The sequence below is a fragment of the Acrocarpospora sp. B8E8 genome, assembly GCF_039871605.1.
Classification (GTDB): Bacteria; Actinomycetota; Actinomycetes; order Streptosporangiales; family Streptosporangiaceae; genus Acrocarpospora; species Acrocarpospora macrocephala.
Genome location: NZ_JBDPLV010000041.1, coordinates 31,689 through 49,297 on the forward strand (window position 1 = coordinate 31,689; position 17,609 = coordinate 49,297).

The following is a 17,609-nucleotide window of genomic DNA, read 5'->3' on the forward strand; positions in this document are numbered from 1 at the left end:
GGAGGGACGACGATGGAGATCGCTGAGATGGCCGCGCTGGCGGTTCCGTACATCGTCACCGCAGTCGGCGCCTACGGTGCCGCGGTGTGGACCAAGACCCAGGACGCGATGGCCGATGAGACGGTCGGCTGGGGGCGGCGGATGCTGCAGCGGCTGGGCCGGCGGGCGGAGTCGCGGGCGGCGCTGGAGAGCGCGGTCGCCGACGTGCCGGCCGACGGCGACGACGCCGACGCGGTGGCGGCGCTGCGGATGCAGGTGAGGAAGGCTCTGGCCGCCGACCCGGAGTTGGCCGCCGACATCGCGCAGATGCTGAGCACGGCGGGGGCGGGCAGTCAGGTGATCTCCGGCAGTCACATCGGCGGGGATGTCAACCAGATCGGCTCGGCCCGTGATGTGTCGATCACCGGCCGACGCGGGGTCTCCATCGGCGGCGACAACTCCGGGATCGTCTCCAGCGGGGATGGCGCCAACAACGTCCAGTTCAAGCGGTGACCGAGCCCGTCCCGGCGAAGCCCGCTCCGCAGATCATCGCGGGCGGAGCCGGGGCCGTCGCCGCGGGTGCCAACTCCGGCGTCATCGCCACCGGCGATGACGCCACCATCACCCAGATCAACCAGGTCACCCAGATCGCCCAGCAGATCCGGTTGCCGGAGGCGGCGACGCGGCCGGTCGCCGACGTCCCCGCACCGGCGGGAACGATCAACGTGCCCGCCGCGGGCCAGGTGTTCCTGGGCCGCCGGGAGGAGTTGGACGTGCTCGCCGCCACGCTGGAGAACGGCCCGGGCGGGGTGGTGGTGGCGGCGGTGCACGGGCTGGGCGGGGTCGGCAAGTCCGCGCTGGCGGCCCACTACGCCGCGACTCAGGTGGGGCGGTTGAATCCGATCTGGTGGATCACCGCCGACAGCCCCGCCTCCGTCGAGGCCGGCCTGGCCGACCTGGCGGTGGCGTTGCAGCCGGAGCTGGGCGGGGCGCCGTTGGAGGTGCTGGCGCAGCGGGCCCTGGCCTGGCTGGCCGCACATCCCGGCTGGCTACTGATCGCCGACAATGTCACCACCCCGGCGGACGCGGATCGGCTGCTGGCCCGCACCCTGGCCGGCCAGGGTCGGGTGCTGGTGACCAGCCGGCTCGGCCAGGGCTGGCACCGCACCGGGGCCCGCCTGCTGCGCCTGGACGTCCTGACCGAGCCGGACGCCATCGATCTGCTGATCCAGATCGCCACCTACGACCAGCCGCCGGTCGGCACCACTCGTGCTGAGGCATCTTCAGCGCAGGAGAGCGGTCGGTGGGAGGGGGCCAGCGCGCTGGTGCGCGAGCTGGGATGGTTGCCGCTGGCGGTCGAGCAGGCTGGCGCCTACCTGCGCCAGAACCAGCTCACCGCCCGCGCCTACCTGGACTTGCTGGCCGAGCATCCCGCGGTGATGTATGACCAGGCCGCGCGGGGGTCGGATGTGGAGCGGACGATCGCGCGGAGCTGGCGGCTGACCTTGGACCAGCTGGCCGCTACCCCGCTGGCCGGGCAGGTGCTGCGCGTGCTGGCCTGGTTCGCCCCGCAAGACATTCCCCGCGCCGTGCTGAACGACCTGGCCCCGGCGCCGGACCTCCAGCGGGCGTTGGGGGACCTGGCCGCCTACAACATGCTCACCTTGGCCGACGCCGGGATAAGCGTGCACCGCTTGGTCCAGGCCGTCGCCCGTACTCCCGGCCCCGCAGATCCGCACCGCCAGCCCGCCGACATCGATGCCGCACGCGACCAGGCCACCGCGCTCCTCGCACAGGCGCTGCCCGATGACGGGCAGGATCCCGCGGGCTGGCCGCAGTGGCGCGGGCTACTGGATCACCTCACCGCTCTCGCCGATCACACCTCCCCCAGCACTGACACCATCAACAGCGCCTATCTGCTCAGTGCGCTCGGCCGTTTCCTGTACGCCCAAGGTTCGGCTGCCGCAGCGATCAGCCATCAGCAGCGGGCGCACATGGCCTATCACCGGCACCTGGACGCCGATCACCCCAACACCTTGAGCTCGCGCAGCAACCTGGCCGCCGCCTACCGAGCGGCGGGGGATCTGGGCCGGGCCATCCCCCTGTTCGAGCAGACCCTGGCCGACTGCGAGCGGGTGCTGGGCGGCGACCATCCCGACACCCTGGCCTCCCGCAACAACCTGGCCGGCGCGTATGAGTCGGCGGGGGATCTGGGCCGGGCCATCCCCCTGTTCGAGCAGACCCTGGCCGACTGCGAGCGGGTATTGGACGGCCACCACCCCCAGACCCTGACCTCCCGCAACAACCTGGCCGGCGCGTATGAGTCGGCGGGGGATCTAGGCCGGGCCATCCCCCTGTATGAGCAGACCCTGGCCCAGCGGGAGCGACTGCTGGGCGACGACCACCCCGACACCCTGACATCCCGCAACAATCTCGCCTACGCCTACCGAGCGGCGGGGGATCTGGGCGGGGCCATCCCCTTGTACCAGCAGACACTGGCCGAGCGTGAGCGGGTGCTGGGCGCGGACCACCCCGACACCCTGAGCTCCCGCAACAACCTGGCCAGCGCATATGAGTCGGCGGGGGATCTAGGCCGGGCCATCCCCCTCTACCAGGCAACACTGGTCGAGCAGGAGCGGATATTGGGCGGGGACCACCCCCACACCCTGACATCCCGCAACAACCTGGCCGCCGCCTACGAATCGGCCGGGGATCTGCGCCGGGCCATCCCCCTGTATGAGCAGACCCTGGCCCAGCGGGAGCGGCTACTGGGCGAAGACCACCCCGACACCCTGACATCCCGCAACAACCTGGCCGCCGCCTACGAATCGGCCGGGGATCTGGGCCGGGCCACCCCGCTGTTCGAACGCACTTTGGCCGAGCGGGAACGGGTGCTGGGCAACGACCATCCGCACACCCTGGCCTCCCGCAACAACCTTGCCTACGCCTACCAAGCGGCGGGGGATCTGGGCCGGGCCATCCCCTTGTACCAGCAGACGCTGGCCGAGCGTGAGCGGGTGCTGGGCGAGGACCACCCCGACACCCTGGCCTCCCGCAACAACCTGGCCGCCGCCTACCGGGAGGCGAGGGATCTGGGCCGGGCCATCCCCGAGCCAGGACAGTGACGTTTTCTCAGTGGTTTCATTTCCAGTGTTGGTTGAGGACGAGGTGATGTCACCGATTTGGCTAGGGCTGAGGGTGATGTGTTGCGGGCATCGCCAGTCGGCGGATCAGATGTGGTCGAGCACTGCCCACCAGCCCCATCCCCGGCGCGCCTACACCCGCCTTCGCCAGGGGTGGGGTAGGTGTCCCAGTCGTAATCTTGGGCGTATGCGATGTGTAGGGGCCGTAATCCGCGACTCCGATGGGCGGCTGCTGCTGGTCAGGCGTGGGCGGCCGCCGGGGGAAGGGCTCTGGTCGCTTCCTGGCGGGCGAGTGGAAGCCGGGGAGAACGATTTCGAGGCGGTGGTACGGGAGATCCGCGAGGAGACCGGGCTTGATGTCGTGCCTGGGGAGTTAGCTGGGACCGTGTGGCGGCCGCCGTATGAAATCCATGACTACTACGCGACCGCGGTGGGGGGCCTCCTGAAAGCGGGGGACGACGCGGCGGACGTGCGCTGGGTGTCGGAGGCCGAGTTGCGCTTGCTGCCGCTGACGGACGGGCTGCTCGGCTTCCTTAGCGGTCTTCCGAGGTGAGGGTGCTGCGCCAGATGATGATGTTGTCGGTGGTGCCGGTGGTCGAGCGGCCGATGGCGATCACGCGCTGGCCGGAGATGGTGACCGCGCCAAGCCATTGCGCGCCCGCGCCGCCCAGGCCGTCCTCGACCAGGGCGTGCCGCTGCCAGGTGCGGCCGTCGGCCGAGGCCCAGACCGAGCTGTCGCCCTCGCTGGAGCGGCCGTGCGAGCCGACGGCGACGATGCCGCGCTCGCTGGCGGTCAGGTCCAGCACGACGGCGGCCTCCTCGGCGGGTAGCCAGTTGTACTCCCAGGTCGATCCGCCGTCCATGGAGACCGCGGCGAACGGGCGGGAGCCCTCGTCGGTGACGGCGGCGCCGACCGCGACGATGCGGTCGTCGCGGGCCACCACGTGCCGCAGCCCGGCGGAGCGGGCGTCCTCGGGGATCACCCGGCGCTCGGCCTTCCAGCTGAGCCCGTCTGAGGAGATCCACACCACGCCGGACTCGCGTTCCGCGGATCCTGAGCCGCCGACGGCGATGAATCCGGACGGGGTGGCGGCCACGTCCTGGATCCGGATCCCGGCCCCGCCCGCCGGGAGCTTGCTCACCCGGGTGAAACGTTTGAGGTCGGGGCTGAACCACAGCGCGGGGACGATGCCGGAGGCGGTCTGGTCCTCCCCGGCCAGCACGTAGCCCGCGGGTCCGGCGGCCACCGTACGGGGGGCCAGGAAGAGATGCCCGTCCGGCACGTCGATGACCGGTCCTGGCCGCCACCCCTTGCCGTCGCCGGAGGTGACCAGGAGGGGTTTGGTGATGACGGGGTCGGCCATCGTGCTGCCGACGGCCAGCCAGCCCTTCTCGCCGTGGGCGACGTCGGTGAGCTCCTGCCGGCCCAGGCCTCCCAGCCACTCCGACTCGATGGCCTTCCAGTTGGCGCCGTTGTTGCCGCTGGTCCAGATGCCGGCGTCGCCGTTGGCCGAGCCGACGGCCACGAAGGCGCCGCCGGAGGCGAGCACGCTGGCGGTGTTGCGGGCCAGCCGGTTGAGACCGGCCACCGCGTCCAGCGGCACCGCGCGAGCGGCCTTGCCCCGCTCTGCCGTCATCAGGACGGCCAGGTTCTCGACGTCGCCGGGGCCGCGCGCGTCGCCGCCCGCCACCAGCAGGCCGTCGCCGGTCATGGTGACCGCGCGCAGGGTGCCGGGGATGTGCCCGAGGTCGGTGCTCTTGGCCCATTTCTTGCCGTCGCCGCTGCGGAAGACCACGTACTCCTCCCAGGCCGACTCGGCGACGGCGGCGATGCCGTCGGAGGAGGAGGCCAGGCCGCGGACGCCGGTGCCCTGCGGGCTGAGCGGGCCGATGGCGCCGCACTCGCTCCACTGGCCGCCGTCGGGGGAGCAGTGCACCGGGACGCCGTCGCCCCCGAACCGCTGGCCGGTCGGGACCAGCACGAAGCCATCCTTGCCGACCGCGAGCGCGCCCGGTTCGGGGCGGATGTCGGGCAGTTCGGTGGCGGTGCGCAGCCAGTTCGCGCCGCCGTCGTCGGAGCGCAGGATCACGGTCGCGGTGCCCGCGCCCGGGTCGGCCAGCGCGACCACCTGGTCGCCCTTGGCGATCACCGACTGGATGCCCCTGATCTTGTCGGAGGTGCCGATCCTGGCGTTGTCCACCCGGGACCAGGACTGGCCGTCCGGCGAGACCCAGGCGACCGCGCCGAGCGTGCCGTCGCCCAGCACGGTCGTGCCGACGGCGACGAAGCCCGAGGTGGTCCTGGCCAGGTCGGTGATGCGGTCCTGGGCGAGGAACGGGCTCAGCCGGGCGGGATCCACCGCCGTCCAGGTACGGCCGTCCGCGGAGGTCCACATGCCGCGGCCCTCCGGTCCTGGCTCGTCGGTGCCGACGGCCAGCCAGCGTCCATTGCCGCCGGTGACCCGGCCGGGCGAGCCGGGGACCGGCTCGTAGCCGGGCGGGCCGATGACGGTGCCGAGCTCCCAGTCCTTGCCGCCGTTGACCGAGACGATGAACAGGGGGCGGGCGATCGGGCTGGTGGTGTCGGTGCCGACGGCCACGATGGTGGATCCGGCGGAGGCGACCGAGGTGAGCAGCTGGCGGGAGCCGTTGCCGGGCTGTCCCGGCGCGGCGAAGGCCGAGTCGCCGGACTGGCCGTCGCCGACCGCGAGGGTGATCCCGGTGGTGGTGGGCGCGCTGGCCCACTGCACGGCGAACCAGCCGAGCACGGCCACGGCGAGCAGGGAGGCGACCACGAGCAGCGGCAGCCGGAACGACTGGGGGGTGGCACGGCGGGGCTCCCGCAGGCTCCGGCGGTGGTGCCGTCCCCCGCGCGGCGGTCCTAACGAGACCAGCACGTCCGGGCGGGCCGGGCGGCCGCCGGGCGGGCGGCCGATGCGCTGCGGAGGTGGCGGGGGTGGAGGCGGCGGCGGGGGTGGCAGGACGGGTTGCCTCGGCGGCGGGAGTTCCTCAGGCTCTGCCTGGATCTCCGGGCTCCTACGGATACCGCTCGGTGGCGGTCCGGAGGCGACGAGCTTGTCCGGCCGGTTCACCAGCCGCCGGGGCGGCCGGGGCTCCTCCTCGACTTCGGCCTGCCAGGACCAGCTCGGCTGCGGGCGCGGCTGCTCGCCGTAAGGCGGCCGACCGGTTCTCGGCTCCGGGGGATCCGGCTGGCTGTACGGCTGGCCATGACGGAACTCGGCAGGCTCCGGCGGATCATCGTACGGCCGGCGTCCGGTCCTGGGGTTAGGCGACCAGGTGTGCTCCTCCGGGGGCTCCTCCGCGTCCTCGGGAACGGGCGCGCCGAACGGCGGTAGCGCCCATGGTGAAGAGCCCGGGGGGCGGGGCGATCGCTCCTCGGCGGGTCCCGGCGGCGAGTGATGCAGCGTCGGGGGTGACTCCGCTGGCTCCTCGTCTTGGGGGGGCACGACCGGTACCTCCTATTTCAGGACCGTTCCAGACATATCGGGGACGCGTTCGTCTTTTACCCCCTCACTGCCGAGCGATCACCTCTTCTCTAGTCAGATTTATCGCGACACCGTCTGAACTGCGGATTTTCGCGCGAATGTCAGGACGACGATGGTGTACACGGCGAACTGCACGACGGTTCCGACCACCGTCTGCCACGGCAACGACCCCTGTTCCAGGGCTCCGTCCAAATTTCCATCCGCCGCGCTGAACCCGAACGCGACCACGTTGTTGACCACGTGCAGCGCGATGGGCGCCTCCAGGCCGCCCGTCCGCACCGCCAGCCAGCCGGACAGGATCCCGAACCCGAAGACATACGCGATGCCCCAGTCGGTGTACCCGTGCAGCGCGGCGAAGCCGGCGGACCCGATGATGAAGGCCGGCCACGGGTTGCGCATGTAGGCCCCGAACGCCTGGATGACCCAGCCGCGGAAGACGTACTCCTCGGCCGCGGCCTGGAACGGCACCAGCAGCACGATCACGGCCATGGCCTGCAGGAACGGGGTCCAGCCTCCCCACTCGTAGGTGACGGGCTCGCCGCTTAGGAACACCGTCAGCTGCTGGGCGGCCTCGCCGACCACCACCGCCAGCAGTCCCAGGGGCACGCAGGTGAGCAGCCACCGCCAGCGCAGCCGCCCCACCACCGAGGAGACCGTGCCGGGCCGCCGCCGCTGGACCAGCCAGACCGTGCCGAGCACCACGGGGATGGCCGCCGCCAGCACCAGCAGCTGGAAGGCCACGTCCAGCAGCGGATCGGTGAACACCCGGGAGCCTTCGGCCACCATCGGGATGCCCGCCATCCGGGCCAGCAGGCCGACGACCAGGCCGAGCACCAGCGAGCTGATCAGGAAGCCGACGATCAGGAAGACCGTGCCGAGGATCGGCCGCCACCAGCTGTTGATCGCATTGCGGGCCATGTGGTCGAATCGCAACCCGGAGGGGGTTGGCAGCGACCACGGCTGGGGCTGCGGTGTCGGGAACCAGGCCCCCGGCGGGTACTGCTGCTGATACCCTGACTCACCCGATTGCGCCGCATATTGTGCCGGATATTGTGGCGCGTCCGAAATGCTCGGTGTACCCGAAGGAGGCGACGGGTCAGTCGGTGCGGGATTGGCAGATGCCCAGGTCGGAGGGTGGGCAGGCGGCGGCGTCCGGTCCGGGCGCGGCTCATGGTCGTTCATGTGACCCATTCTCCGTAATCAGAGCCGGTTTCGTCGCGATCCACTTTGCGCATTTGTTCACAGACAGAACGGGGCCGGAAGAGTTCACTCACCGGGGTACGAACTATCCCAGGAGAAGGCAATGAGTCGGTTAGGACCTGTCTATACATTGGCCGTCGGCGCGGTGCTCACCGTCGCCCTCGGCGTCGCAAGCGCCCAAGCCTCGCCCGCGGTCGAGCAGGCGACGGCGACACCCATCGAAACCGCGTCCACCGCCCCTCCCGTCGCCGAGGAGGAGGCCCCCACGCCCGAGGAGACCGCGCCGCCGGAGGAGGCGGCACCCGCCGACACGACCCCCAAGAAGGTCGACTACGCGGGCGTGGTGCAGGGCAACGGCGGCTTGGTGGCCATCTCGATCAGGAACGGCAAGGCGGTCGCGTACTTCTGCGACGGCCACATCGAAGCCTGGCTGAAGGGCACGGCGGAGAACAACACGGTCACCCTTGAGGGCAAGGACGCCCTGATCACCGCCAGCCTGGGCGGCGGCAAGGCGCAGGGCCGGGTCGAGTTCAAGGGCAAGTCGTGGCGGTTCTCCGCCGCGGTCGTGAAGAAGCCGTCCGGTCTCTACCGGGCGACGGCCCAGGTCCGGGGGGCCAGGATCGTCGGCGGCTGGATCAAACTGCCGAGCGGCCAGTCGGTCGGTCGGCTCACCATCGGCGAAAGCGGCGCGGGCGAGGCCGCGGCCGCGTTCGAAGGCGGCGTCGTCACCTGGTACGGGATCCCCTTGACCCCGCAGGAGCCGGACGCTTTCATCGACACAATCAACCCCTGATAGCGAGCCCGAGATGAGCCACACACAGCAGTACTCCACCCCCCGTCGGGGCTCCGCCGTCGTCCTGCTCGTCGTGCCCGCCCTGGTCGGTGGCGCCATCGCCACCGCCCTCGGCGTGTACGGCGAGCTCCACCCGCCCACCGGCTTCGCGGTCGGCCCAGGCGGGTTCACCGGACCGCTGGCCATGAAGGCGTGGCTGACCACCGGTGCCGCCCTGCTGGCCATCGTCCAGGTGCTGACCGCCATGGCGATGTGGGGCAAACTTCCGTTCGAGGGCGCCTGGGTGGAGCCCACCCACCGCTGGTCGGGCCGGATCGCCTTCCTGCTGACCGTGCCGGTGGCCTTCCACTGCCTGTACGCGGTGGGCGCCCGCTACGACGAGCCCCGGGTAATGATCCACTCCATCCTGGGCTGCCTGTTCTACGGCATCTTCGCCACGAAGATGCTGGCGCTGCCGAAGCGCGGCGTGCCGGGCTGGACCCTGCCCGTGCTCGGCGGGCTGCTCTTCACCCTGCTGGTCGGCCTCTGGCTGACCTCGTCGTTCTGGTTCTTCACCACGATCGGCGTGCAGTTCTGACACCCCGGGACCGCTTCAGGGGCCACCCCACAGCCCCTGAAGCGCCCGGAAGTCAGGGCCGCTGGAATGACGTGGTACGGGTGAGCCCGGCCGCCCGCCCCTTGGCGGAGATCACCAGGGCCATCTTCCGGGACGCCTCGTCGATCATCTCGTCCCCCAGCATGACCGCGCCGCGGCCCTCCACGGTCGTGTAGTACTCGTACGCGTCCAGGATCAGCTCCGCGTGGTCGTAGTCGGCCTGCGACGGCGAGAACACCTCGTTGGCGGCGGCCACCTGACCCGGATGCAGCACCCACTTGCCGTCGAACCCGAGCGCCGCCGCCCGCCCGGCCGCCCGCCGGAACCCCTCGATGTCCTTGATCTGCAGATAGGGTCCGTCGATGGCCTGCAGGTCCCGGGCCCGGGCCGCCATCAGGATCCGCATCAGGATGTAGTGGTAGGCGTCCCCTTCCGAGTACCCGGGCGGCTGTTCCCCCACCACCAGCGTGCGCATCCCGATCGAGGCCATGAAGTCGGCGGGCCCGAACACCAGCGTCTCCAGGCGGGCGCTCGACCCGGCGATCTCGTCCACGGCGACCAGGCCGCGCGCGCTCTCGATCTGCGCCTCGATCCCGATCCCGCCCACCGGCAGCCCGACCGTACGCTCGATCTGGCTGAGCAGCAGGTCCAGCCAGCGCACCTGGGCGGCCTCCTCGACCTTGGGCAACATCACGCAGTGCAGCCGGTCGCCGGCCGCCTCCACCACCTCGATGACGTCCCGGTAGGTCCACGGCGTGGACAGGTCGTTGACCCGGACGACCACGGTCTTGCCGCCCCAGTCGCCCTCCTTCAGCGCCGCCACCACCGAGCGGCGGGCGCCCTCCTTGGCGATCGGGGCGACCGAGTCCTCCAAGTCGAGGAAGACCTCGTCGACGGGCAGGCTCTGGGCCTTCTCCAGGAACCGGGGATTGCTGCCGGGCACGGCCAGGCAGGATCGTCGCGCACGCATGCGCTCCACGCTAGCGCTGTGGCCTTCCTACAAACGGTGGCGGGCGACCTTGGCCATGACGTCGTACTGCGCGCTCCCCATTCATCCCAAGAATGGGCAAAGGAAACAAAAGACGAAGGGACGCAGAGCGATGGCCAACGCCACCATGGGGGACCGCCCCGCCGTTTTGTCTGATCTCATCCCCGGACGGCTGGTCCGGGACGCCGTGCTCGTCGTGGGCGCGGCCGCGCTCACCGGACTGGCGGCGCAGATCAGCGTGCCACTGCCGGACACACCCGTGCCGATGACGCTGCAGACTCTGGCGGTGCTGCTGTCGGGGGCGGCGCTCGGCCTGCACCGGGCGTTCCTCGGCATGGCGATCTACTTCCTGGTGGGGCAGGTCAGCGAGCTGGCCGGGCTCGGCCTCACCTGGTTCGCACCGTCGGGGGGCAACGCCACGCTGGGTTACGTCGTGGGGTTCATCGCGGCGGCCTCGCTGGTCGGGTACCTGGCCGGGCGGGGCGGCGACCGCACCGTGGGGCGGACGATCCGCACCATGCTGGCCGGGACCGCGGTCATCTACGCGGTCGGCGTGCCGTGGCTGATGGTCTACACGGGCATGGATCTGGGCACCGCGTTCGCCAAGGGCGTCGTGCCGTTCCTGGTCGGCGACGGGATCAAGCTGGTGATCGCCGCCGGGCTGCTTCCGGCGACCTGGAAGCTCATCGGCAGGACGAAGCCGTGAAAGTCTGAAAAAGTAGGAGCATGACCCTGCGGCTGATCGAAGAGGGCGCGAAGAAGTCCAGTGTGCTCTGGCTGGCGCTGCCGTCCGGGACCCGGCTGGCCTGGCACGTCTGGCACGACGGCGCGATCCACGTCGTGACCGGCGGCGGCGAGCAGGAACTCCCGGGCCTGGCGGGCAGCCCGGAGATCGAGGTCATCCTGCGCAGCAAGGACAACGGCGCCCAGCTCGTGCGCTTCCCCGCCACCGTGACGGTGCTCAACCAGGCGGAGCACCCGGAGGTGGTGGCCGCGCTGGCCAAGGAGCGCCTCAACGCCATCGACAGCGCGGCCCTGACCGCCCGCTGGGCGACCCACTCCCTGGTCGTACGGCTAACGCCCCTGAACGCCGGTTAGCACGGGTTCGCCCATCGGTGCGGCCTCTTGCCGGGCGGCGGTGGCGGTCTGCGCGAGCAGCGCGCCCGACAGCACCACCGCGCCGCCGGCGATCTGGGCGACCCCGAGGTGCTCGTCGAGCAGGATCCAGGCGAGCAGGGCCGCGCTGATGACCTCCAGGCTGGCCACTGTCGCCCCCACCGCCGCCGAGAGCCGCCGCACCGCGGTCACCCCGGCCACGTACGCGATGACGGTGGCCACCACGATCAGCCAGGCCAACGCCCCCGCCACCGGCAACGTGACGTCGCTCACCGTGGCGTTCCCGCCGAACGCGGCCCAGTCGATGCCCCACGGCTGCGAGAGCGGCACCAGGACCACGGCGGCCCCGATCATGCCCCAGGCCACCAGCCCGAGCGGATCGACGTGCAGGTTATCGCTCATCAGGAAATATCCGGCGCAGCACGCCGACGCCAGCAGCGCGAGCACCAGCCCCAGCGCGTCCAGCCGCAGCCCCTGCCAGACCTCCACGACCACCCCCAGACCGATCACCGCCACCAGCGCGCCGAGGTAGGCGGTGCGCGGGAGCCGTACCCGCCGGATGAACCGCACCCACAGCACCACCAGCACGGGCGCGGTGTATTCGATCAGCAGGGTCACCCCGACCGGGAGCCGGGTGAGCGCCAGGAAGAACAGGGCCTGCACCCCGGCCACCGCGATCACCGCGTACGCCGCGAAGAAGCCGAGCCGGTCGCGGGGGACGCGCAGCGCGCCCGGCCGGACCACGGCGAGGATCACCACCAGCACCAGGCCGGCGCCGACCATCCGCACCCAGACCGATTCCAGCGGGCTCAGCCCGGCGGCCCCCAGAAACTTGGCCATCGGCCCGGAGAACCCGAAGCACAACGCCGACACGACCGCGATTCCCAGGCTTATTGACCGGATCATGACCCATCCATGTAACTACCGTTTAATAGTATTGATCCTGTCATACCGTCCGGGGCGGGCGCAGCGCCATACCGTCGAGGAGTGGATCGGATCTTCGTGGCCCGGCTGGCGGGGCTCGCGGTGTTCGACCCGGCCGGGGACCGGATCGGCCGGATCAGGGACGTCGTGGTCGCGCTGCGTGGCGCCCAGCCGCCCCGGGTGCACGGCTTCGTGGTCGAGGTCCAGCCGCGCCGCCGGGTGTTCCTGCCGGTCACCCGGATCATCAGCGTGGAGGCCGGCGCGGTCATCTTCACCGGCCGCCTCAACCTGCGCCGCTTCGAGCAGCGCGCCTCCGAGACGCTGGCCATCGGCGCGCTGCTGGACCGGGGCGTCACCCACGACGGCGAGCCCGGCACCGTGCTGGACCTGGCCATGGAGAACCGCCCGCCGGACTGGCTGATCACCAAGGTGGCGGTCAGGCACGGCACCCGCCGCCGGGGCCAGACGGTGATCGCCGACTGGAGCGAGGTGACCGGCCTGGAGCAGCCGCAGCCCGACCAGGGCGCCGCCAGCCTGCTCGCCGCCTTCGACACCATGCGCCCCGCCGACCTGGCCAACCTGCTGCACGAGCTGCCCGACAAGCGCATGGCCGAGGTGGCCGCCGCCCTGGCCGACGACCGCCTCGCCGACGTGCTGGAGGAGCTGCCCGACCGGGACCAGGTCGTGGTGCTCGGCAACCTGGACGCCGAGCGGGCCGCCGACGTGCTCGCCGTGATGGGCCCCGACGACGCCGCCGACCTGCTCCAGGACCTGCCCGCCGACCAGGCCGAGAGCCTGCTCCAGCTGATGATCCCGGAAGAGGCCGATCCGGTACGGCGGCTGCTCGACTACCCGGAGGAGACCGCCGGCGGCATGATGACCACCGAGCCGGTGATCCTGCCCCCCAACGCCACCGTGGCCGAGGCGCTGGCGCACATCCGCAACCACGAGCAGCCCCCGGCGGTGGCCGCCCAGGTGTTCGTCTCCCGTTCGCCCACCGAGACCCCCACCGGGCGTTACCTGGGCCTGGTGCACTTCCAGCGGCTGCTGCGGGAGCCGCCGTCCGCCCTGCTCGGCGGCCTGGTGGACCCCTCACTGGACCCGATCAGGCCGGAGTTCTCGCTGCCGGAGGTGGCGTCGTACCTGGCCACGTACAACATGGTCGCCAGTCCCGTGGTGGACGGCGTGGGGCGGCTGATCGGCGCGGTGACGGTGGACGACGTGCTGGACCATCTGTTGCCTGAGGACTGGCGGGAGCGGCGTGACTGACCGACTGGACCAGCCAAGGGAGCTGGGGATCCGGCTGCGGCCGCACTACGACCCGGAGGCGTTCGGGCGGCTGGCCGAGCGGATCGCCCGGTTCATCGGCACGGCCAGGTTCCTGGTCTACATGACCGTGTTCGTCACGGTGTGGGTGCTGTGGAACGTGCTGACGCCGCTGAAATTCGACCCCTATCCGTACATCTTCCTGACGTTGATGTTGTCGTTGCAGGCCTCGTACGCGGCCCCGCTGATCCTGCTGGCCCAGAACCGGCAGGACGACCGGGACCGGGTGCAGTACGAGCAGGACCGGCTGGCGGCAGACCGGAACCAGGCGGAGATCGAATATCTGACCCGGGAGATCGCCGGGCTGCGGATCGCGCTGGGCGAGGTGGCCACCCGGGACTACCTCAGGGCCGAGCTCCAGCGGCTGGGGGAGCAGCTCAGTTCGTCGGAACGCCGCTGAGTTCGTAGCATGAACGTATGGCACCGACCCCTGAACTGGTGACGGCAGCGCTGGCCAAGGTCAACGACCCCGAGATCCGCCGGCCGATCACCGAGCTCGACATGGTGAAGAGCATTGACATCTCCCCCGACGGGGCGGTGCGCGTGGGCATCTATCTGACGGTCGCCGGATGTCCGATGCGGGACACCATCACCCGCGACGTGACCGCGGCCGTCTCCGCGATCTCCGGCGTCGCCCGGGTGGCGGTGGAGATGGACGTCATGAGCACCGAGCAACGCAAGGTGCTGCAGACCAAGCTGCGCGGCGACCGCGGCCCGGAGAAGGAGATCCCGTTCGCCAAGCCCGGCTCGCTGACCCGCGTGTTCGCGGTCGCCAGCGGCAAGGGCGGGGTGGGCAAGTCCTCGGTGACGGTCAACCTGGCCGCCGCTATGTCGGCGAGCGGCCTCAAGGTGGGCGTGCTGGACGCCGACATCTACGGGCACAGCGTGCCCCGCATGCTCGGCGTGGGCGACCGCCCCACCAAGGTGGAAGACATGATCATGCCGCCGGTGGCGCATGACATCAAGGTCATCTCGGTGGGCATGTTCAAGCCGGAAGGCAACAGCGCCGTGGTCTGGCGCGGCCCGATGCTGGACCGGGCGCTGCACCAGTTCCTGGCCGACGTCTACTGGGGCGACCTGGACGTGCTGCTCATGGACCTGCCGCCCGGCACCGGCGACATCGCCATCTCGGTGGCCCAGCGCATGCCCACCGCCGAACTGCTGGTGGTCACCACGCCGCAGCAGGCCGCGGCCGAGGTGGCCGAGCGGGCCGGGTCCATCGCCGCGCAGACCCACCAGCAGGTGGCCGGGGTGATCGAGAACATGTCCTGGCTGCCCTGCCCGCACTGCGACGAGCGCATCTCGGTGTTCGGCGAGGGCGGCGGCCAGACCGTCGCCGACGCGCTGACCAAGACGCTCGGGTCGCGGGTGCCGCTGCTCGGCCAGGTGCCGATCGACACCCGGCTGCGCGAGGGCGGCGACGAGGGCAAACCCCTGGTCATCACCGAGCCCGACGCCCCGGCGTCGGTCGAGCTGCGCCGGATCGCGCAGGGGCTGAGCAAACGGTCGAGCAGCCTCAAGGGCATGAAGCTCGATCTGACCCCGACCGGTCGCTGAACCGCCGAAAGCCCGCCCAATCCGGGCGGGCTTTTCGTCAGGTCGCCTCGTTGTCGTACGGCGGGATCTCCCCAAAGTTCAGCTCCGCGTAAGCCGGAGCCGGGGGTTCGAGCGGCGGCAGGTCCGGCTCGTCGTCCTTCCAGTCCTTCTCCACGTCATCCAGCAGGTGCTTGCGGACGAACGTCTTGGGGTTCAGGTCGGCCGGGTCGAAGTTCTTGAACTCCGGCCCCAGGTTCGCCTCCAGATCGCTGCGCGCGTTGTTGGCCATCTGCCTGAGCTGCCGCAACGTCCGTCCCGCCTGGGAGGCCGCCTGCGGAAGCTTCTCCGGGCCGAAGACGAGCAGCGCGATCACCACCAACGCTACGATCTCCGGCCAGCCGAGTCCGAACACGGCGATCTCCCTCCAACTACCACTGCGCTCAGACTACTCACGATGGCTGAGCACTGGGCGCGGGGGCGGCCCCGATAGTAACCGTCGCGGTCCGTTCGGAACCCGCGCGCTGGTACTTGAAGACCACCTTGTCGCCGGGGGCCTTGCTGCGGATGGTGACGATCAGCTCCCGGCTGTCGCTCACCGGCTGGCCGTCCACCTCCAGGATCACGTCCCCGGGCCGCAGCCCCGCCTTGTCGGCGGGTCCGTCCGGGGTCACCGGCTCGACCCCGCGCTCGGCCTGCGCCGCGATCCGCACCCCCTGCCCCTGGTACTGCTGGTCGATGCTGATCCCGATCCGGGACGTACGGGCGCTGCCCGTGGTGATGAGCTCCTCCGCGATCCGGCGCACCTGGTTGACCGGGATGGCGAAGCCGAGGCCGATGCTGCCGGTCTGCTGGCCGAGCGGGGAACCGCCGCCCAGGGTGGCGATCGCCGAGTTGACCCCTATCACCTCACCGGCCGCGTTGACCAGCGGGCCGCCCGAGTTGCCGGGGTTGATCGCCGCGTCGGTCTGGATGGCGTTGATCAGCGCCGAGTCCCTGCCGCTCTCCCCGCCCGCCTCGACCGGGCGGTTGAGCGAGCTGACGATGCCCGTGGTGACCGTGCCGGTCAGGCCGAGCGGGGAGCCGATCGCGATGACCGGGTCGCCCACCACCATCGAGTCGGAGTTGCCCAGCGCCACCTCCGGCGAGCCGAACGTCTCCTCCGGCTTGACCACGGCGATGTCGGAGTTGGGGTCCCGGCCCACGATCCTGGCGGTGGTGGACCTGCGGTTGCTGAACTTGATCCGGATCTCGCCGCCGGTGGAGGCCACCGCGACCACGTGGTTGTTGGTGACGATGTAGCCGCCCTTGATCAGGAAGCCGGAGCCGGTCCCCGACTCGCTGCCGCCGCGCACCTCCAGCGAGACCACGCTGGGCAGCACCCGGGAGGCCACCCCGGCGACCGACTCCGGCGGCCGGGCGGTGCTGCCGGCCGGGGTCGTCGGGATCGCGTAGTTGGGGTCGAGGCCTGAGGTCGACCCGGTCAGCAGGTAGGTGCCGTAGGCCCCGGCCCCGCCCGCGAGCAGGGCGATCACCACCGCCAGCAGCACCATGACGCCGGAACGCGGTCCCTTCTGCGCGTCCGGCCGCGCCGGCGGGGCACCGGGCGGCGGCGCCCAGGCCGGGCCCATCCCGTACGCGTTGACCGGTGGCGGCGGACCCGGCGGCTGGCCGTACTGGTCGCCGAACGGGTCGGTCGGGTGCTGCGACTGGATGAAGTCGGGCCCTTGCTGCCGGTACTGCGGGCCGGGGCCGCCGGATGGGCTGCCCCAGCCGGGGTGGGGTCCTTCCGCCGGAAGGAACTCAGGCCGGTCCGACGCGTTGAAGGAACGCGTGTCGTCGGTCATCGGTGTTTTTCACTCCCACGCGAAGTCAGCGGTGGCCTTGTGCCATCCTCAGGCGAACGGCATACGACTGATGTAAAGCGAAATCGTATGCCGTCGATCCCCATCATTCGGCAGGGTAGTCGCCCGATCAGGACATCACCGCGCAAGCGAGGGTCGCGGGCTCGGGGTGGCGGACGGCGAGCTGAGCCGGAACGGCGCCGCGGTGTTCGGCGCGGGCACCATCATCTCCGGCGGCGTGGCCGGGCGAGGCTCGCCGCTGACCATGAACAGCGTGCCGAGCGCGACCGCGGCCGAGGCCACGCCCACCGCGACATAGCCGATGCGGCGACTACCGCGTCCGGGCCCGGAAGATCCGGCGGCCCGGCGGGGGCGGTTGTCGACCGGGGCAAGGCTGTAGATACCGGGCAGAGCCCGGAGATCAGGGGGGCCGGGTGGCGGCATCCTCAGCAGCGACATGGTCAGATCCGCCGGAACCGGAGGCGGATCCATCAGGCGCAGGCGGCTCTTGAGCGCGCGGAACGCCTCCACCTCCGCCCGGCAGTCGGCGCAGAAGGTCAGGTGAGCCAGGGCGCGTTCCCGGTCGTTGTGGCCGAGCTCGCCATCGATCAGCGCGGAGACGCGCTCTCCAAGGTGCGTCATGCTCCCTCCTCGTGGTGCTG

General features: G+C 71.2%; 17 protein-coding genes. 10 read left to right on the forward strand and 7 right to left on the reverse strand.

The window, feature by feature from the left end; all coding sequences use genetic code 11:
- The first annotated feature begins 12 nt into the window (after positions 1–12).
- The 3 genes from ABGB08_RS32810 to ABGB08_RS32820 all read left to right on the forward strand — a co-directional run bounded on the left by ABGB08_RS32810 (position 13) and on the right by ABGB08_RS32820 (position 3,675).
- On the forward strand, positions 13–492 hold the full coding sequence (locus tag ABGB08_RS32810) for a hypothetical protein (protein WP_347598196.1): 480 nt from the start codon (positions 13–15) through the stop codon (positions 490–492).
- A complete protein-coding gene (fxsT, locus tag ABGB08_RS32815) occupies positions 489–3,104 on the forward strand; it encodes an FxSxx-COOH system tetratricopeptide repeat protein (protein ID WP_347598199.1) in 2,616 nt (871 codons plus the stop codon). Before ABGB08_RS32810 ends, fxsT begins: the two co-directional genes overlap by 4 nt.
- A 205-nt stretch (positions 3,105–3,309) precedes the next feature.
- On the forward strand, positions 3,310–3,675 hold the full coding sequence (locus tag ABGB08_RS32820; RefSeq protein ID WP_347598202.1) for an NUDIX domain-containing protein: 366 nt from the start codon (positions 3,310–3,312) through the stop codon (positions 3,673–3,675).
- On the opposite strand, the gene ABGB08_RS32825 is transcribed toward ABGB08_RS32820, so the two are convergent.
- Positions 3,656–6,589 (reverse strand): hypothetical protein, encoded by a 2,934-nt coding sequence (locus ABGB08_RS32825; protein WP_347598205.1) that lies wholly within the window; start codon positions 6,587–6,589, stop codon positions 3,656–3,658. The two genes, ABGB08_RS32820 and ABGB08_RS32825, sit on opposite strands and share 20 nt — an antisense overlap.
- Before the next feature lie 99 nt (positions 6,590–6,688).
- On the reverse strand, positions 6,689–7,546 hold the full coding sequence (locus ABGB08_RS32830; RefSeq protein ID WP_347598208.1) for a type II CAAX endopeptidase family protein: 858 nt from the start codon (positions 7,544–7,546) through the stop codon (positions 6,689–6,691).
- A 385-nt stretch (positions 7,547–7,931) separates the two neighbouring features.
- Between ABGB08_RS32830 and ABGB08_RS32835 the strand changes: the two genes are divergently transcribed.
- Both ABGB08_RS32835 and ABGB08_RS32840 read left to right on the forward strand, forming a co-directional pair.
- Complete coding sequence (locus ABGB08_RS32835) at positions 7,932–8,621, forward strand: hypothetical protein (protein ID WP_155359723.1); 690 nt, start codon at positions 7,932–7,934, stop codon at positions 8,619–8,621.
- A 13-nt stretch (positions 8,622–8,634) separates the two neighbouring features.
- On the forward strand, positions 8,635–9,198 hold the full coding sequence (locus ABGB08_RS32840; protein ID WP_347598211.1) for a DUF6529 family protein: 564 nt from the start codon (positions 8,635–8,637) through the stop codon (positions 9,196–9,198).
- Positions 9,199–9,250: 52 nt separating this feature from the next.
- On the opposite strand, the gene ABGB08_RS32845 is transcribed toward ABGB08_RS32840, so the two are convergent.
- On the reverse strand, positions 9,251–10,186 hold the full coding sequence (locus tag ABGB08_RS32845) for a CoA ester lyase (RefSeq protein ID WP_347598214.1): 936 nt from the start codon (positions 10,184–10,186) through the stop codon (positions 9,251–9,253).
- 130 nt (positions 10,187–10,316) lie between these two features.
- Here ABGB08_RS32845 and ABGB08_RS32850 point away from each other — a divergent pair, with 130 nt between their 5' ends.
- Both ABGB08_RS32850 and ABGB08_RS32855 read left to right on the forward strand, forming a co-directional pair.
- Entirely contained in the window at positions 10,317–10,910 is a 594-nt protein-coding gene (locus ABGB08_RS32850) for a biotin transporter BioY (protein WP_347598217.1), read from the forward strand.
- A 20-nt stretch (positions 10,911–10,930) separates the two neighbouring features.
- Complete coding sequence (locus ABGB08_RS32855; RefSeq protein ID WP_347598220.1) at positions 10,931–11,302, forward strand: hypothetical protein; 372 nt, start codon at positions 10,931–10,933, stop codon at positions 11,300–11,302.
- On the opposite strand, the gene ABGB08_RS32860 is transcribed toward ABGB08_RS32855, so the two are convergent.
- Positions 11,279–12,226 carry an EamA family transporter gene (locus ABGB08_RS32860; protein ID WP_347598223.1) on the reverse strand — a complete coding sequence of 316 codons (948 nt, stop codon included), beginning with the start codon at positions 12,224–12,226 and terminating at the stop codon, positions 11,279–11,281. The genes ABGB08_RS32855 and ABGB08_RS32860 overlap by 24 nt on opposite strands.
- Positions 12,227–12,307: 81 nt before the next feature.
- Here ABGB08_RS32860 and ABGB08_RS32865 point away from each other — a divergent pair, with 81 nt between their 5' ends.
- Genes ABGB08_RS32865 through ABGB08_RS32875 form a run of 3 tightly spaced genes read left to right on the forward strand, consistent with a single transcriptional unit; the run spans position 12,308 to position 15,127 of the window.
- Positions 12,308–13,513: a CBS domain-containing protein gene (locus ABGB08_RS32865; RefSeq protein WP_347598226.1), complete on the forward strand. Its 1,206-nt coding sequence runs from the start codon at positions 12,308–12,310 to the stop codon at positions 13,511–13,513.
- Entirely contained in the window at positions 13,506–13,970 is a 465-nt protein-coding gene (locus ABGB08_RS32870) for a DUF1003 domain-containing protein (protein WP_347598229.1), read from the forward strand. The genes ABGB08_RS32865 and ABGB08_RS32870 overlap by 8 nt, the downstream gene beginning before the upstream one ends.
- 17 nt (positions 13,971–13,987) lie before the next feature.
- Positions 13,988–15,127 carry an Mrp/NBP35 family ATP-binding protein gene (locus ABGB08_RS32875; protein ID WP_347598232.1) on the forward strand — a complete coding sequence of 380 codons (1,140 nt, stop codon included), beginning with the start codon at positions 13,988–13,990 and terminating at the stop codon, positions 15,125–15,127.
- Between the two features lie 37 nt (positions 15,128–15,164).
- On the opposite strand, the gene ABGB08_RS32880 is transcribed toward ABGB08_RS32875, so the two are convergent.
- The 3 genes from ABGB08_RS32880 to ABGB08_RS32890 all read right to left on the reverse strand — a co-directional run bounded on the left by ABGB08_RS32880 (position 15,165) and on the right by ABGB08_RS32890 (position 17,589).
- Entirely contained in the window at positions 15,165–15,518 is a 354-nt protein-coding gene (locus ABGB08_RS32880) for a sec-independent translocase (RefSeq protein WP_347598235.1), read from the reverse strand.
- Positions 15,519–15,555: 37 nt separating this feature from the next.
- Positions 15,556–16,950, reverse strand: coding sequence for a trypsin-like peptidase domain-containing protein (locus ABGB08_RS32885; protein WP_347598238.1), 1,395 nt, complete (start codon positions 16,948–16,950; stop codon positions 15,556–15,558).
- Between the two features lie 135 nt (positions 16,951–17,085).
- On the reverse strand, positions 17,086–17,589 hold the full coding sequence (locus tag ABGB08_RS32890) for a zf-HC2 domain-containing protein (RefSeq protein ID WP_155350194.1): 504 nt from the start codon (positions 17,587–17,589) through the stop codon (positions 17,086–17,088).
- Positions 17,590–17,609 lie beyond the last annotated feature (20 nt).

Coding starts and splice junctions, on each gene's coding strand:
- ABGB08_RS32810 (WP_347598196.1), top strand. CDS start 13: ATGGAGATCGCTGAGATGGCCGCGCTGGCGGTTCCGTACATCGTCACC.
- ABGB08_RS32820 (WP_347598202.1), top strand. CDS start 3,310: ATGCGATGTGTAGGGGCCGTAATCCGCGACTCCGATGGGCGGCTGCTG.
- ABGB08_RS32830 (WP_347598208.1), bottom strand. CDS start 7,546: ATGGCCCGCAATGCGATCAACAGCTGGTGGCGGCCGATCCTCGGCACG.
- ABGB08_RS32835 (WP_155359723.1), top strand. CDS start 7,932: ATGAGTCGGTTAGGACCTGTCTATACATTGGCCGTCGGCGCGGTGCTC.
- ABGB08_RS32840 (WP_347598211.1), top strand. CDS start 8,635: ATGAGCCACACACAGCAGTACTCCACCCCCCGTCGGGGCTCCGCCGTC.
- ABGB08_RS32845 (WP_347598214.1), bottom strand. CDS start 10,186: ATGCGTGCGCGACGATCCTGCCTGGCCGTGCCCGGCAGCAATCCCCGG.
- ABGB08_RS32850 (WP_347598217.1), top strand. CDS start 10,317: ATGGCCAACGCCACCATGGGGGACCGCCCCGCCGTTTTGTCTGATCTC.
- ABGB08_RS32855 (WP_347598220.1), top strand. CDS start 10,931: ATGACCCTGCGGCTGATCGAAGAGGGCGCGAAGAAGTCCAGTGTGCTC.
- ABGB08_RS32860 (WP_347598223.1), bottom strand. CDS start 12,226: ATGATCCGGTCAATAAGCCTGGGAATCGCGGTCGTGTCGGCGTTGTGC.
- ABGB08_RS32875 (WP_347598232.1), top strand. CDS start 13,988: ATGGCACCGACCCCTGAACTGGTGACGGCAGCGCTGGCCAAGGTCAAC.
- ABGB08_RS32885 (WP_347598238.1), bottom strand. CDS start 16,950: ATGACCGACGACACGCGTTCCTTCAACGCGTCGGACCGGCCTGAGTTC.
- ABGB08_RS32890 (WP_155350194.1), bottom strand. CDS start 17,589: ATGACGCACCTTGGAGAGCGCGTCTCCGCGCTGATCGATGGCGAGCTC.